At 67.9% G+C, this 13,316-nt stretch carries 12 protein-coding genes; 4 read left to right on the forward strand and 8 right to left on the reverse strand.

All coding sequences use genetic code 11. The features are described 5' to 3' along the window. The first annotated feature begins 16 nt into the window (after positions 1 to 16). Positions 17 to 1,324: a tRNA preQ1(34) S-adenosylmethionine ribosyltransferase-isomerase QueA gene (gene queA, locus ACOYR4_RS21100; RefSeq protein ID WP_422847934.1), complete on the forward strand. Its 1,308-nt coding sequence runs from the start codon at positions 17 to 19 to the stop codon at positions 1,322 to 1,324. Next, complete coding sequence (locus ACOYR4_RS21105) at positions 1,321 to 2,226, forward strand: DMT family transporter (protein WP_422847935.1); 906 nt, start codon at positions 1,321 to 1,323, stop codon at positions 2,224 to 2,226. The genes queA and ACOYR4_RS21105 overlap by 4 nt, the downstream gene beginning before the upstream one ends. Positions 2,227 to 2,311: 85 nt before the next feature. Here the strand turns inward: ACOYR4_RS21105 and ACOYR4_RS21110 are convergent, their stop codons facing one another. Together ACOYR4_RS21110 and ACOYR4_RS21115 are read right to left on the reverse strand one after the other, a co-directional pair. Then, complete coding sequence (locus tag ACOYR4_RS21110) at positions 2,312 to 3,913, reverse strand: gamma-glutamyltransferase family protein (protein ID WP_422847936.1); 1,602 nt, start codon at positions 3,911 to 3,913, stop codon at positions 2,312 to 2,314. Between the two features lie 168 nt (positions 3,914 to 4,081). Continuing rightward, positions 4,082 to 5,065, reverse strand: coding sequence for a Bug family tripartite tricarboxylate transporter substrate binding protein (locus ACOYR4_RS21115; protein ID WP_422847937.1), 984 nt, complete (start codon positions 5,063 to 5,065; stop codon positions 4,082 to 4,084). 150 nt (positions 5,066 to 5,215) lie between these two features. On the opposite strand from ACOYR4_RS21115, the gene ACOYR4_RS21120 reads away from it, so the two are divergent. After that, a complete protein-coding gene (locus tag ACOYR4_RS21120) occupies positions 5,216 to 6,166 on the forward strand; it encodes a LysR family transcriptional regulator (protein WP_422847938.1) in 951 nt (316 codons plus the stop codon). On the opposite strand, the gene ACOYR4_RS21125 is transcribed toward ACOYR4_RS21120, so the two are convergent. Both ACOYR4_RS21125 and ACOYR4_RS21130 read right to left on the reverse strand, forming a co-directional pair. Continuing rightward, positions 6,132 to 7,364: an HD-GYP domain-containing protein gene (locus ACOYR4_RS21125; RefSeq protein WP_422847939.1), complete on the reverse strand. Its 1,233-nt coding sequence runs from the start codon at positions 7,362 to 7,364 to the stop codon at positions 6,132 to 6,134. The genes ACOYR4_RS21120 and ACOYR4_RS21125 overlap by 35 nt on opposite strands. Before the next feature lie 75 nt (positions 7,365 to 7,439). Then, a complete protein-coding gene (locus tag ACOYR4_RS21130) occupies positions 7,440 to 9,143 on the reverse strand; it encodes a methyl-accepting chemotaxis protein (protein WP_422847940.1) in 1,704 nt (567 codons plus the stop codon). 356 nt (positions 9,144 to 9,499) lie between these two features. Here ACOYR4_RS21130 and ACOYR4_RS21135 point away from each other — a divergent pair, with 356 nt between their 5' ends. Next, a complete protein-coding gene (locus ACOYR4_RS21135) occupies positions 9,500 to 10,474 on the forward strand; it encodes a helix-turn-helix domain-containing protein (protein ID WP_422847941.1) in 975 nt (324 codons plus the stop codon). Positions 10,475 to 10,525: 51 nt separating this feature from the next. Here ACOYR4_RS21135 and ACOYR4_RS21140 read toward each other — a convergent pair whose 3' ends face one another. The 4 genes from ACOYR4_RS21140 to trpD all read right to left on the reverse strand — a co-directional run bounded on the left by ACOYR4_RS21140 (position 10,526) and on the right by trpD (position 13,316). Next, positions 10,526 to 11,242, reverse strand: coding sequence for a uracil-DNA glycosylase (locus tag ACOYR4_RS21140; RefSeq protein ID WP_422847942.1), 717 nt, complete (start codon positions 11,240 to 11,242; stop codon positions 10,526 to 10,528). A 70-nt stretch (positions 11,243 to 11,312) separates the two neighbouring features. After that, a complete protein-coding gene (gene trpC, locus ACOYR4_RS21145; protein ID WP_422847943.1) occupies positions 11,313 to 12,116 on the reverse strand; it encodes an indole-3-glycerol phosphate synthase TrpC in 804 nt (267 codons plus the stop codon). Continuing rightward, entirely contained in the window at positions 12,106 to 12,258 is a 153-nt protein-coding gene (locus tag ACOYR4_RS21150; RefSeq protein WP_015016050.1) for a hypothetical protein, read from the reverse strand. The genes trpC and ACOYR4_RS21150 overlap by 11 nt, the downstream gene beginning before the upstream one ends. 20 nt (positions 12,259 to 12,278) lie before the next feature. Further along, a complete protein-coding gene (gene trpD, locus ACOYR4_RS21155; protein WP_422847944.1) occupies positions 12,279 to 13,316 on the reverse strand; it encodes an anthranilate phosphoribosyltransferase in 1,038 nt (345 codons plus the stop codon).

A 13,316-nucleotide genomic window follows, 5' to 3' on the forward strand; every position in this document is an offset into this window, starting at 1 on the left:
TCGGCCCTCAAGCACGATGACCGATCTTTCCTCCGGCGCAGCCAGCGCGCCCCACGCTCCCCGCGTGTTCACCCTCAGCGACTTCGACTTCTCGCTGCCCCCCGAACTCATTGCCCAGCACCCCGCGCCCGAACGCAGCGCCTCGCGCCTGCTCGATGGCCGCGCCATCGTGTGGCGTCACCGGTCAGATGGCGAGGGCTGCGCGCAGCCATCGGAGCGCAGCGCAAGGCGTATTGCGCAGCCAATACCCAGCGTATTGGCAAGTAATGCAACGCAGCGATGCGATTCGGGGGCAAGTGCAGACCGGCATCTGACCGGTGACGCCACACGAGAGCCCGTGGACCGCATCTTTCGCGAGCTGCCCGGCCTGCTGCGCGAAGGCGATTTGCTGGTCTTCAACGACACGCGCGTGGTCAAGGCGCGCATCTTTGGCGAGAAGGCCAGCGGCGGCAAGCTGGAGCTGCTGATCGAACGCGTGTTGCCCGCAGAGGCTGGCAACCCAGGTAATGAAGTCGTGGCCCACATGAAGGTCAGCAAGAAGCCCCTGCCTGGCAGCGTGGTGCACATGGCCGGAGGCCGCCAGGCGGGCGGCTTTGACGCGCAGCTGCTGGGCCGCTGGCCCACTGAAGACGGTCCGCTGTTCCGCTTTGCGCTGCACGGCCCGGCGGGCGAGTCGCCCTGGGAGCTGATGGACCGCCACGGCCACCTGCCGCTGCCGCCCTACATCGAGCGCCACCAAAACAGCGACCACGACCCCGACGAGGCCGAAGACAGCCAGCGCTACCAGACCGTGTTTGCCCGCAACCCCGGCGCCGTGGCCGCGCCCACGGCCGCGCTGCACTTTGACGAAGGCGTGCTGGCCGACCTGGCCGCGCGCGGCATCGAGCGCGCCAGCGTCACGCTCCACGTGGGTGCAGGCACCTTCCAGCCCTGCAAGACCGAAAACCTGGCCGAACACCAGATGCACAGCGAGTGGTACGAGATTCCGCTGGCCACACTCGCGGCGCTGGAGCGCTGCCGCCAGCGCGGCGGCCGCGTGGTGGCTGTGGGCACCACCACAGTGCGCACGCTGGAGTCGTGGGCAAAGACCGGTCAGGCCTCGGGCGACACCAACATCTTCATCACGCCGGGCTTTGCGTTCCAGGTGGTGGACGTGCTGATCACCAACTTCCACCTGCCCAAGAGCACGCTGATGATGCTGGTGAGCGCGTTTGCGGGCTATGCCCACATCATGGGCCTGTACCGGCACGCGATTGCGCAGCAGTACCGCTTCTTCAGCTACGGCGACGCGATGCTGCTGGAACGCGCACGCAGCACCCCGTGAGCCTGCCCGGCCCTGCGTTGTCCACCAGCCCTGCAGCCCGCCGGCGTGCGGCGCTGGCAGGCATCGCGCTGGCCGTGGTGGCCTGCGCGTTCTTTGCGCTGCTGGACACCGCGAGCAAGCTGGTCAGCGTGGGCGTGCCCATCGTCATGGCGCTGTGGATGCGCTACGTGTTCCAGTCGCTGCTGACCACGGCCTTTGTGCTGCAGCGCGCGGGGCGCTCGGCGCTGCGCACCACACAGCCCCGCTTCCAGGCTTTGCGCGGCGCGCTGTTCGCCATGACCAGCCTGTTCGGCTTCATCAGCCTCACAGCCATGCCACTGGCGGAATTCACAGCCATCGTGGCCACGGTGCCGCTGTGTGTGACGGTGGTGGCCGCATTGTGGCTGCGCCAGCCCGTGAGCGCCTTGCGCTGGCTGCTGGTGGTGGCCGGGCTGGCGGGCACGCTCGCCATCATCCGGCCCGGAGGCGAGGCTTTCACCTGGGCGCTGCTGTGGCCGCTGTGCATGCTGGCTGCGGGCACGGGCTACCAGGTGCTGAGCAGCAAGATGGCGGGCCAGGAAAGCCCCGCTACTACGCAGCTCTACACCAGCTGGATCGCCACCGCGCTGGTGTCGCTGGGCGTGCCGTTCTTCTGGCAGCCGGTGAGTGACCCATGGATGTGGGCAGGCATGTTCACCATGGGCCTGTCGAGTGCGGTGGGCCACATGCTGCTGCTCAACGCCTACGCACGCACCACGCCCGTGACGATTGCGCCGTTTCTGTATTCGCAGATCGGGTTTGCCATGCTGGCGGGCTGGCTGGTGTACCGCCATGTGCCCGATGCATGGTCCATGGCAGGCATTACGGCCATCGTGCTCAGCGGCGCGGCCAGCGCCTGGCTGACCGTGCGCGAGACACGTTAAGCACCAAAACAGCCGGTAGCGCTAGTGCAATATGCCCAAACAGCTACATATTCAATAGCAAAAATCCCGCTACCTGCGGCATGGATCAGAACGCCACCGCGTGCCCGTCCTTGCGCGGGTCCGAACCTGCGATGTAGCTGTTGCCGTTCTTGAGCACCAGCTGGGCGCCACCAAAGGCGAACACGCCGTTGCCCTCTTCCACCGTCACCTCGTGCCCGCGCGCGCGCAGCGCGGCGACCACAGCGGGGTCAAAGCCTGGCTCCACCGCCACGCCCTTGCCACCGGTGATGCGCCAGCGGGGCGCATCGGCCGCTGCCTGGGGGTTCTGGCCGTAGCGCAGCACGCGCAGCGCCATCTGGGTGTGACCCTGGCTTTGCATGGGGCCGCCCATCACGCCAAAGGCCATCTGCGGCGTGCCGTCGGCATGCATGGCAAAGGCCGGGATGATGGTGTGCGAGGGGCGCTTGCGCGGCGCCACCTGGTTGGCGTGGCCCGGAGTCAGGTTGAAGCCGTGGCCCCGGTTCTGCAGGCTGATGCCCGTGCCCGGGACCACCACCCCAGAGCCAAAGCCCATGTAGTTGGACTGGATGAACGAGACCATCATGCCGGACGCATCGGCCGCCGCCAGGTACACCGTGCCGCCGGGGCGTGGAGCGCCGTAGCCGGGGTCGCCAGCACGCGTGGTGTCGATCAGCGCAGCGCGGCTGCGCAGGTAGTCGGGGTGCAGCAGCGCATCGGGCTTGACGTGCATGGCGTCGATGTCGGCGTTGTACTGGTGCAGGTCGGCAAACGCGAGCTTCATGGCCTCGATGCTGGCGTGCACCGTTTCCACATCGTCCAGCGGGTGCTTGCCAATGCCATGCGCGTCCAGCATGCCCAGCGCCATCAGCGCGGCAATGCCCTGTCCGTTGGGCGGGATCTCGTGAATGACCGAGTCACCAAACCGCTGCTGGATGGTGCCCACCCAGTCGGCCTGGTGCGCGGCCAGGTCGGCCAGCGTCATGGCGCCGCCGTTGGCCTGCGAATGGGCGGCAATGCGCTCGGCAATCACGCCGCGGTAGAAGGCCTCGCCCTCGGTTTCGGCAATCAGCTCCAGCGTGCGCGCATGGGCTTCGCTGCGAAAGATCTCGCCCGCCTGGGGCACGCGACCATTCGGCATGAAACACTCGGCAAACCCGGGCTGCGTGCCCAGCTTGGCCGCGCCCAGCGCCCACAGCCGCGCGATGGTGGGCGACACTGGAAAGCCGTTGCGCGCGTAGTCGATGGCGGGCTGCGCCAGCTGCGCAAACGGCAGCTTGCCCAGGCGCTTGGACAAAGCTACCCAGGCCGACACGGCGCCCGGCACGGTGACGGCGTTCCAGCCGGTTTCGGGGATGCCACCCAGCTTCTCGAAGTATTCAGGCGTCCACGCCGCAGGCGAGCGGCCCGAGGCGTTCAGGCCGTGCAGCTCCTTGCCATCCCACACGATGGCAAACCCATCGCTGCCCAGGCCGCAGCCCGTGGGCTCCACCACCGTGAGCGCCATGGCGGCGGCAATGGCAGCATCCACCGCGTTGCCCCCTGCCAGCAGCATGCGCAGACCCGCCTGCGCCGCCAGCGGCTGCGAGGTGGAAACCACGTTGCGGCCCATGACCGCGCTGCGGTTGGAGGCGTAGGGAAGGGACCAGTCGAGGGATGGGGTATTCATAGCGTTCTGACTCTGTTGCCCCGCACAGGGCGGGCTGCATGAAACCGGCGCGGCGCAAAGCGAGGGACGCCGAGGAAGGGCCGCCCCGCACCGAGGGCGTCGTCCCCCTTCCCGAATGGCAACGCCATTCGAGAGAAGGGGGAAGCGGCAAAGCCGCTCAGGGGGATGTCACTCCAGGGTTATTTTGTGCTGGCGAATCACCGCCGCCCAGCGGTTGCTGTCGGCCTGCACCATGCTGGCGAACTGCGCGGGCGTGCGCGGCGCAGCGGGCTCCACGCCCAGCTTGGCCAGGCTCTCGGCCACTTCAGGCGCCTGCACGGCCTTGGCAAAGGCCTTGTGCACCTTCTCCACCAGCGCGGGGGATGCCCCGGCAGGCAGGTACACGCCAAACCAGGTCACCGACGAATAGCCGGGCAGGCCGGACTCAGCCAGCGTGGGCAGCTCGGGCGCCAGGGTGCTGCGCTTTTCGCTGGTCACTGCGATGGCGCGCAGGCGTCCGGCCTTGGCGTGGGGCATGCCGGTGGGCAGAGAGTCAAACAGCACATGCGTCTGCCCGGCGATCAGATCAGGGATAGCCAGCGCCGTGCCCTTGTAGGGGATATGCGTCATCTCCACACCCGCCTGGGCGCTGAAGGCGGCCGTGTTCAGGTGCACGATGGTGCCATTGCCGCTGGTGGCGTAGTTGAGTTTGCCGGGGTGGGCCTTGGCGTAGGCAATCAGTTCACCCACGGTCTTGACCGGCAGGCTGTTGGTGACCAGCAGCACGCTGGGTGCGTCGGCCACATGGGCCACCGGCGTGAAGTCCTTGCGCGGGTCATAAGCCAGCTTGGGCATGAGGTGGGGCGAGATGGCATGTGTGCTGCTCGTGGTCAGCAGCAGGGTGTAGCCGTCGGGTGCGGCCTTGGCCGCCTCGGCCGTGCCCAGGGTGCCGCCAGCGCCGGGCTTGTTGTCCACCACCAGTTGCTGCCCCAGGTCGGCCGCGACGCGCTGGGTAACGGTGCGGGCCACCAGGTCGGTCGCACCGCTGGCGGGGAAGGGCACGATCACCCGCACAGGGCGGTCCGGCCAGTTGGCTTGTGCCTGCGCGGCAGACGCCAGCACCAGCAGGCCGGCCAGGCCCCAGACACCACGGCCCCAGGAAAGTAGACGCATACAGAGCACTCCCGCAAAGAAATCGGACACAACAAAGGATGGAACCATCTTAGGAAGCTGCGCCTTGCTTGACCACCAGCATTTCAGCAAGCTGCTTTGCCACCACGGCAAACCGGCGCATACTGCGGGCTTCCCTCTGCACCTTCCCCCATGCGCCCCCACCTGCTGCAAGACACCACCCTGCGCTACTTTCTGGCCGTGGCGCAGAGCGGCTCGCTCACCGAGGCCTCGGCCCGCCTGCATGTGGCCGCCTCGGCGCTAAGTCGCCAGATCGCAGGGCTGGAGGCGCAGCTGGGCACGCCCCTGTTCGAGCGCCACCCGCGCGGCATGGTGCTGACGGCGGCGGGCGAGATCCTGGCCGTGCACGCACGCCGCACCCTGCTGGACGCAGAGCGCGCGCTGGGCGAGATCGGTGCGCTGCAGGGCCTGCGGGCCGGGCAGGTGCGCCTGGCCACGTCCGACGCATTTGCCAACGAGCTGGTGCCACGCCTGTGCGTGGAGTTCCAGCGCACCTATGCCGGGGTGCAGTTCAGCGTGATCGCCCTGCCCACGGCCCAGGTCCCGGACGCCGTGCGCAGCGGTGCGGCCGACATCGGTTTGTGCTTCAGCCGCGCGCCGCACAAGGACATCGACGTGGCCTACCGCCAGAGCGCCCCGGTGCTGGCCCTGCTGCCGCCCGGCCACCCGCTGGCCAGCGCAGGCAGCGTGACCCTGGCGCAGATGGCCGCCTACCCGCTGGCCCTGCCCCCGGCCGAAACCACGGTGCGCCAGATGATCGACATCGTCTGCAGCCGCCAGGGCCTGCAGCTCGAAGCCGTGCTCATCAGCAACCACGCCAAGACGGTGGTCAACTTTGTGCAGCTGGGCGGCGGACTGTCCGTGGCCAGCGAGATCGCCGTGCGCCACCTGGTGGCCGACGGCGCCATCGTGGCCCTGCCCATCAGCGACCCCGGCATGGACCTGCGCGACATCGAGATCCAGACCCTGGCCGGGCGCAGCCTGCCGGTGGCGGCGCAGGCGTTTCTGGAGCTGCTCAAGGAACAGTTGCCGGGCTCGGCCACGCCCGTCACTGCGGCTGCCAGAGGTGGGCCAGCCGCGTGAATCCGTGGGTGTGCGGGTCCTCCCGTGCGACGATGTGGTCCGCCTCGCCGGGGCGGGACAGGTCCAGCACCCGCTGCTCGATGTGCGAGCCGGAGCGCAGTGAAAAGAACACGCGCACCCGGGGCGCGGTCAGTGTCTCGGGGTTGTGCTCCACCACCACGGCGAGCCGGCCCGACGCCAGGCGCACCAGCGACCCCACGGGGTAGATGCCCACCACCCGCACGAAGGCGTGCAGGACCGACGGGTCGAAATGCCCCTCCCACTGCGCCATGCGCGCCAGAGCCAGGGCCGGGTCCCAGGCGTTCTTGTAGGCCCGCTCGGAAGTCACCGCGTCATACACATCACAGACCGCCGCCATGCGTGCCAGCAGGCTGATCTGCCCCTGTGGCAGGCCATGCGGGTAGCCGCTGCCGTCCATCTTTTCATGGTGGTGCAGGCAGACGTCGATCACGGAGTCTGGCACCTGGCCGCCACGGCGCAGGATCTCCACCCCGTGCTGCGGATGCATCTGCATCACCCGGAACTCTTCGGGCGTGAGCTTGCCCGGCTTGTCGAGGATATGGCCTGGCACCCGCAGCTTGCCCACGTCGTGCAGCAGCCCACACATGCCTGCCTCGTGCACCTGATCGGGCGCCAACCCCAGCTGGCGCGCCAAAGCGATCATCAAAGTGCACACCGCCACGGAATGCGCGAAGGTGTAGTTGTCCTTGCTCTTGAGGCGCACCAGCCCGATCAGCGCCCCAGGCTGGGTCGCCACCATGGCCGTCAACTCATCCACGATGGCCAGGCTGTGGTCCAGAGAGATCGCCTGCCCCGCACGGGCCTGGCAGAACAGTGACCGAACCACCTCGCGCGCATTCAGCGCCAGCCGCTCGGCGCGGTGGGGCGGGGCTGCCGAATCGCCAGGGGCCGACACGCGGTGCTGCCGCGATGCTGGCTCTGCGACAGGGGCGGCTGACGACTCCACCGGAATATCTACACCGTCCTCACGCGCGGGTGCCGCCGCGGCCGCCACATCCACGCCGCGCGAAATGTCGATCCAGCAATGCGCCACGCCGCTGCTGCGCAGGGCCTGCACGTCGCCCTCGCTCTGCAGCACAAACCGGCTGCGCCAGAACGGATGGTCCATCCACGACGCATCCAGTGCGTGGACAAACATGCCGGGCGCGGCCTGATCCACCGGAATTCTTTTCAACACGGGGCACGGTCCATGGCTATCTACCTGGCAAGGGCCACCCGGTGGGGTTCAGCCCCTGCCACTGCACAGGGTGGATCAGAACCGCTTCCAGCTGGCATCTGCGCCCGGTGCCGCGTTTTGCGCCGCCTTCTGTGCGGCGGGGGGCAGTGCCGGGGCCTGCCGCTGCAGTGCGCCGGGGGCAGCAGGGCGGGTGGCGGGTGCAGGCCGCTGTGCTTCCGTCCCCAGGCGAAACACGGCCACCGCCTGCACCAGTTGCTGGGCCTGGTGGTTCAGGCTGTCGGCGGCTGCCGCCGCCTCTTCCACCAGGGCGGCGTTCTGCTGGGTCACCGTGTCCAGCTGGGTCACGGCTTCGTTGATCTGGCTGATGCCTGCGGTTTGCTCCTGCGTGGCGGTGGTGATGTCGCCAATCAGGTCGGCCACGCTGCGCACCTGGGCCACCAGGGTGTCCATCACCTGGCCGGCGTCGTTCACCAGCTGGCTGCCTTTCCCGACCCGGCCCACGCTGTCCTCGATCAGGCCCTTGATCTCTTTGGCCGCTGCGGCGCTGCGCTGGGCCAGGCTGCGCACCTCGCTCGCCACCACGGCAAAACCACGGCCCTGTTCGCCCGCACGCGCCGCCTCCACCGCCGCGTTCAGCGCCAGGATGTTGGTCTGGAAGGCAATGCCATCGATGACGCCGATGATGTCCGAGATGCGCTGGGACGACGTGTTGATCTCCGCCATCGTGGCCACCACCTGCCCCACCACGCGGCCGCCATCGTGGGCCGCCGCGCTGGCGCTGCGTGCCAGCTCAGCCGCCTGGCGCGAGACGTCGGCACTGCTTTGCACGGTGCTGGTCAGCTCTTCCATCGAGGCCGCCGTCTCCTCCAGGTTGCTGGCCTGCTCCTCGGTGCGCTGGGACAGGTCCGCATTGCCCACCGAGATTTGCCCGGCGCCCGTGGCAATGCTGTCGCTGGCCTCGCGCACCGTGCCCACCACGCTGCGCAGCGCGCGCTGCATGTCGTGCATCGCGGCCACCACACTGCCCGTCCGGGCGCGCGAGGTATCGATGGGCAGGGACAGGTCCCCGGCAGCGATGGCGTTGGCGGCCTGCGCCACGGCGGCCGGCTCGCCGCCCAGCGCGCGTGTGAGGCTGCGGGTCAGGGCCACACCAATCGCGAGCCCCACCAGCGCACCGCCGGCCGTCAAGGAAATCAGCAACACGCGGATGCGGCTGTAGATAGTGTCCGTTTCATCGTTGAGCGCCTTGGCGTCGCTGCGCTTGCGCTCGACCAGCTTGCCCAGCAGGTCGTCGGCCTTGTCGGCCAGAGTGCGCACCGCGCGCATCTTGTCCGTGGAGGCGCGCACATTGGCCAGCTCCTCCTCCTTGAGCAGCGCCGCCACCTGGTCCAGCCCGGCGGCGTAGTCGCGCAAAGCCGCACCCGCGTCCCGCGCCAGGGCCTTGCCACTGTCGGTGACGAAGTACTGGGCGGATCGCTCCAGCTCGCTCTGCGCCTGCGACACGCTTTCTCCGGCAGCCCGCAACTGGGTGGCACGTTCCTGCTCCGACACTGCCAGCAGCGCACTGCGCATGGCGCGCCCGGCAACCACGAGGTTGATGTTGGCCTCGGTGGCATGCAGCATGCCGGTGATCTCGCGCTCGTACATCAGCTGGGCCAGATCGTTGATCTGGGACGATTTCTGGATGCCGTTGATCCCGATCACCGCCCCCACTGCGGCGACGACGAGAAACCCGCCAATCAGCTTGCTCCCCACCGGAAGCTTCTTGAACCATTCCACGATGTCGTTTCCTTTGCTGTGTTCTTGTCGATGGCAAGACACCTTGGATGCACCGCGCCACAGCCCCCCGGCGGCGGCATGCGCCGCCGGGCCCGCAGACCTCCCCCCCGACTCGGCGGGATTGTCCGGATGGAGCCCGGCCGCCGTCTACACGATTCGCGCAGTTGTCTGCATGTTTAACGCAAAAGTAACCTCCAGGCGATTTTTTGACAGCTATTGACAGCTTGAGCTGCTTGTACACTGCGCCACTCGGGAACTCCCTGCAGACCCCAGGGCTCACACCCGGCCATCTCCGGTTTCTCTCCTCCTGCCTTCAGCGGTACCACGCTCTGAACCCCACGTCCGCCCCGTCCCCTTTGCTGTTCGGCAACGACCGCTGCGCCACCTTCTCCACCCCTGCGGCGTTTGGAGAGTCGGTCTTGCCCCTGTGGCCCAAGCTCCAGGATTGCGATGCCCAGCCACGGGACAAAGCCTTTGCGGGCCAATCGGCCTCCGTGGTGCTGCCCGGCATATCAGCCATAGCCGCCTCGTTCACGTCGCTGCGTGTGGCGGTGGCCGACAACACGCGCGCCTCCGTGTCCTTCAAGCTGCAAGGCCACAACGAGCTGCGGGTGCAAAACCAGAAGCTGGAGTTGACCGGGCCCCGCTGCGTGTTCATTCCTGCGGGCTCCGGCCCCCAGGAGGCCATTGGCAAGGGGCAGAACGTGCTCATGCTGCAGCTGGCCCCCCAAGGGCTGCACATGGCGGCGCGCGCACTGCGAGGTCTGGAGGCGGGGTGTCCGGTCGATCTGGACCAGGGGCGGGTTCGCTTCCTGACCTCGCAGATGGGCCCTTCTCTGGAGGCCCTGGCGCGGCACATCGGGGCCACCATCCATCTGCACCTGGACCAGCCGGAGGTGTTGCACCGGCTGGGCTTCCAGGATTTTGTCTACCGCCAGCTGGTGCTGCTGTTCCGGCCCGACTGGCTGACCGCAGAGATCCGCCCGCCCCGGCCCGGCAGCCTGCGCGAACGCGTGGCCGTGGACAAGGTGTGCGATGCCATGCTGGCCGAGCCTGGGGCGCGCTTCACCCTCAGCGAACTGGCCCAGCTGGGCTGCCTGTCGGTGCGGGCGCTGCAGTATGCGTTTCAGCACCGGTTCGGGCAGTCCCCCCTGCAGTGGCTGCGCGATCAGCGGCTGGCAACCGCGCGCCAGCGCCTGCTGCAGGACAGTGCAGACACCATCGCGCAGATTGCCATGGATTGCGGGTTTGCCAGCGCCAGCAGCTTTTCAGCGTTCTACCGTGAGCGCTATGGCGAGTTACCCGCCCAGACCCGCACCCGGAGGTTTTGAGAGCAGAAAGGACGGCCCATGCAGGGCCCATGGCTACCGCCCAGCAACGGCTCAGTAGCCGTGCTGCGCGCGAAAATCCCGCGCCTTGCCAAAATGCCCGTTGCCAATGAAGGGCACCGGCGGGCGCAGCGCCGACAGCGGCGAGGGGTGGTTGGAGGTGAGCACCAGGTGCCCCCGGTCGGCGGGAATCCACGCCCGCTTGGACTGGGCGTGCGAGCCCCAGAGCATGAACACCACCGGGCGCGGGCCCTCGGCCACGTGGCGGATGACGGTGTCGGTCAGCTCCTCCCAGCCTTTGCCTGCATGGCTGGCGGCCTGGCCCTCTTCGACCGTCAGGCAGGTGTTGAGCAGCAGCACGCCGTTTTTGGCCCACTTGACCAGGCTGCCGCCCGGGTTCGGGAAGGGGGGGAAGGCCACTCCCAGGTCGCGCTGCATCTCCTTGAAGATGTTCTGCAGCGAGGGCGGCAGGCGCACGCCGGGCGCGACAGAAAACGCCAGCCCCTCGGCCTGGCCCCGGCCGTGGTACGGGTCCTGCCCGAGGATGACCACGCGCACCTCCTCGGGCGGCGTCAGCTCCAGCGCGCGCAGCGGCTGGGGCGGAAAAATCGCCGCCCCCGCCTGCAGCCGCGCCTGCAAAAACGCGAGCAGTGCCTGCCCACGCGCGCCGGCAAAGAACGCGTCCACCAAGGGCTGCCAGCCCGGGGCCACCGGCCAGTCGGCGGGCTGGGCCATCTGGAGTTGCGTGGCGGGCATTTCAGAGGGATTCATGGCGAAAGGGGCTGGAAGCGCAGGTGATATATGCGCTAGCAGCTATCAAAAAGATAGTAATTGTTCGCTGTCAAGCAAACAGCTTGGCCAGCGCCAGGCCGGGGTCGTCGGCGCGCATGAAGGCCTCGCCCACCAGGAAGGCGTGCACGCCCGCGTCGCGCATGGTCTTCACGTCGGCAGGCTTCAGGATGCCCGACTCGGTGACCAGCAGGCGGTCAGCGGGCACATCCTTGAGCATGCCCAGTGTTGTGTCCAGCGTGACCTCGAACGTGCGCAGGTTGCGGTTGTTGATGCCGACCAGCGGGGTCTTGAGCTTCAGCGCGCGCTCCAGCTCGGCGCGGTCGTGCACCTCTACCAGCACCGCCATGTCCAGGCTGCGGGCGATGGCTTCAAAGTCGGCCATCTGGGCGTCGTCCAGGCAGGCTGCGATCAGCAGCACAGCGTCGGCGCCCATGGCGCGCGATTCGTAGATCTGGTACGCGTCCACCATGAAGTCCTTGCGCAGCACGGGGAGCGTAGTGCTGGCGCGGGCCTGCTTGAGGTAATCGGGCTGGCCCTGGAAGAACTGGCGGTCGGTCAGCACCGACAGGCAGGCCGCGCTGACCTTCCCATCGCCTTCCATGTAGCTCTGGGCAATGTCAGCGGGCTCGAAGTTGGCACGCAGCACGCCCTTGCTGGGGCTGGCCTTCTTGACCTCGGCAATCACCGCTGCCTGGCCCTTGGCGATCTTGGCGCGCAGTGCGCCTTCAAAGTCGCGGGTGAGCACGCGGCTCTCGGCGTCGGCGCGCATGGCGTCAAAGGACAGGCGCTTCTTGGCGGCGGCCACTTCTTCGTGCTTGACGGCCACGATCTTGTTGAGGATGTCACTGCTCATGGTGGGCTGCCTTGTCGGTTTCGGTGGGCTCGGCGGAGCCCTGTTTCAGAATGCGGGTGAACACACGGTGCATCACGACCCCTGCCACGATGAACAGGGCAGAGACGCCCAGTGCAATCCAGGTGCCAGGGTCATGCCACATGGCCAGGTCAGGCCGTCGTATCAGACCGCTGTAGCCAGCGCGTGCGTGCGCGTGACCACCTGCTCCAGCTTGGCCAGCGCGGCGCCCGAGGCAATCGCGGCACGTGCCTTGGCGATGCCGGCCTGGATGGAGTCGGCCACATTGGCGGCGTACAGGGCTACGCCTGCGTTCAGGCAAACAATGTCCTGCGCAGCGCCGGGCTCGCCCTTGAGCACCCCGATCAGCATCTCGCGCGACTGCTCGGGCGTTTCGACCTTGAGCGCGCGGTTGCTCGCCATCGGCAGGCCGAAGTCCTCGGGGTGGATTTCGTACTCGGTGATCTGGCCGTTTTTCAGCTCGCCCACCAGCGTGGCGGCGCCCAGGCTCACTTCGTCCATGCCATCGCGGCCGTACACCACCAGCGCGTGTTCCGCGCCCAGGCGCTGCAGCGCGCGCACCTGGATACCGACGAGGTCGGGGTGGAACACGCCCATCAGGATGTTGGGAGCGCCTGCGGGGTTGGTCAGTGGGCCCAGGATGTTGAAGAGGGTGCGCACGCCCAGTTCCTTGCGCACCGGGGCCACGTTCTTCATGGCGGGGTGGTGGTTGGGCGCGAACATGAAGCCAATGCCGACGTCGGCAATGCACTGGGCGATCTGCTCCGGCTTCAGGTTGATGTGGATGCCCAGGGCTTCCATCACGTCGGCGCTACCGCTCTTGCTCGACACACCGCGGCCGCCATGTTTGCTGACCTTGGCGCCCGCCGCAGCGGCCACGAACATCGAGCAGGTGGAGATGTTGAAGGTGTTGGCACCGTCGCCGCCCGTGCCCACGATGTCCACCATGTGGGTCGCGTCCTTGACGTGCACCTTGGTGCTGAACTCGCGCATCACCTGCGCGGCGGCGGTGATCTCGCCGATGGTCTCCTTCTTCACGCGCAGGCCGGTGATGATGGCCGCCGTCATGACGGGCGAGAGCTCGCCGTTCATGATGAGCCGCATCAGGTGCAGCATCTCGTCGTGGAAGATTTCGCGGTGCTCGATGGTGCGCTGAAGCGCTTCCTGGGGGGTAATGGGCAT

Source organism: Acidovorax sp. M14 (assembly GCF_049331375.1).
Taxonomy (GTDB): Bacteria; Pseudomonadota; Gammaproteobacteria; order Burkholderiales; family Burkholderiaceae_C; genus Acidovorax.

Bases quoted from the DNA above. Each gene is read 5' to 3' on its own strand.
- queA (WP_422847934.1), top strand. From the start codon at position 17: ATGACCGATCTTTCCTCCGGCGCAGCCAGCGCGCCCCACGCTCCCCGC.
- ACOYR4_RS21110 (WP_422847936.1), bottom strand. From the start codon at position 3,913: ATGAATACCCCATCCCTCGACTGGTCCCTTCCCTACGCCTCCAACCGC.
- ACOYR4_RS21115 (WP_422847937.1), bottom strand. From the start codon at position 5,065: ATGCGTCTACTTTCCTGGGGCCGTGGTGTCTGGGGCCTGGCCGGCCTG.
- ACOYR4_RS21120 (WP_422847938.1), top strand. From the start codon at position 5,216: ATGCGCCCCCACCTGCTGCAAGACACCACCCTGCGCTACTTTCTGGCC.
- ACOYR4_RS21140 (WP_422847942.1), bottom strand. From the start codon at position 11,242: ATGAATCCCTCTGAAATGCCCGCCACGCAACTCCAGATGGCCCAGCCC.
- trpC (WP_422847943.1), bottom strand. From the start codon at position 12,116: ATGAGCAGTGACATCCTCAACAAGATCGTGGCCGTCAAGCACGAAGAA.
- ACOYR4_RS21150 (WP_015016050.1), bottom strand. From the start codon at position 12,258: ATGTGGCATGACCCTGGCACCTGGATTGCACTGGGCGTCTCTGCCCTG.
- trpD (WP_422847944.1), bottom strand. From the start codon at position 13,316: ATGCCCATTACCCCCCAGGAAGCGCTTCAGCGCACCATCGAGCACCGC.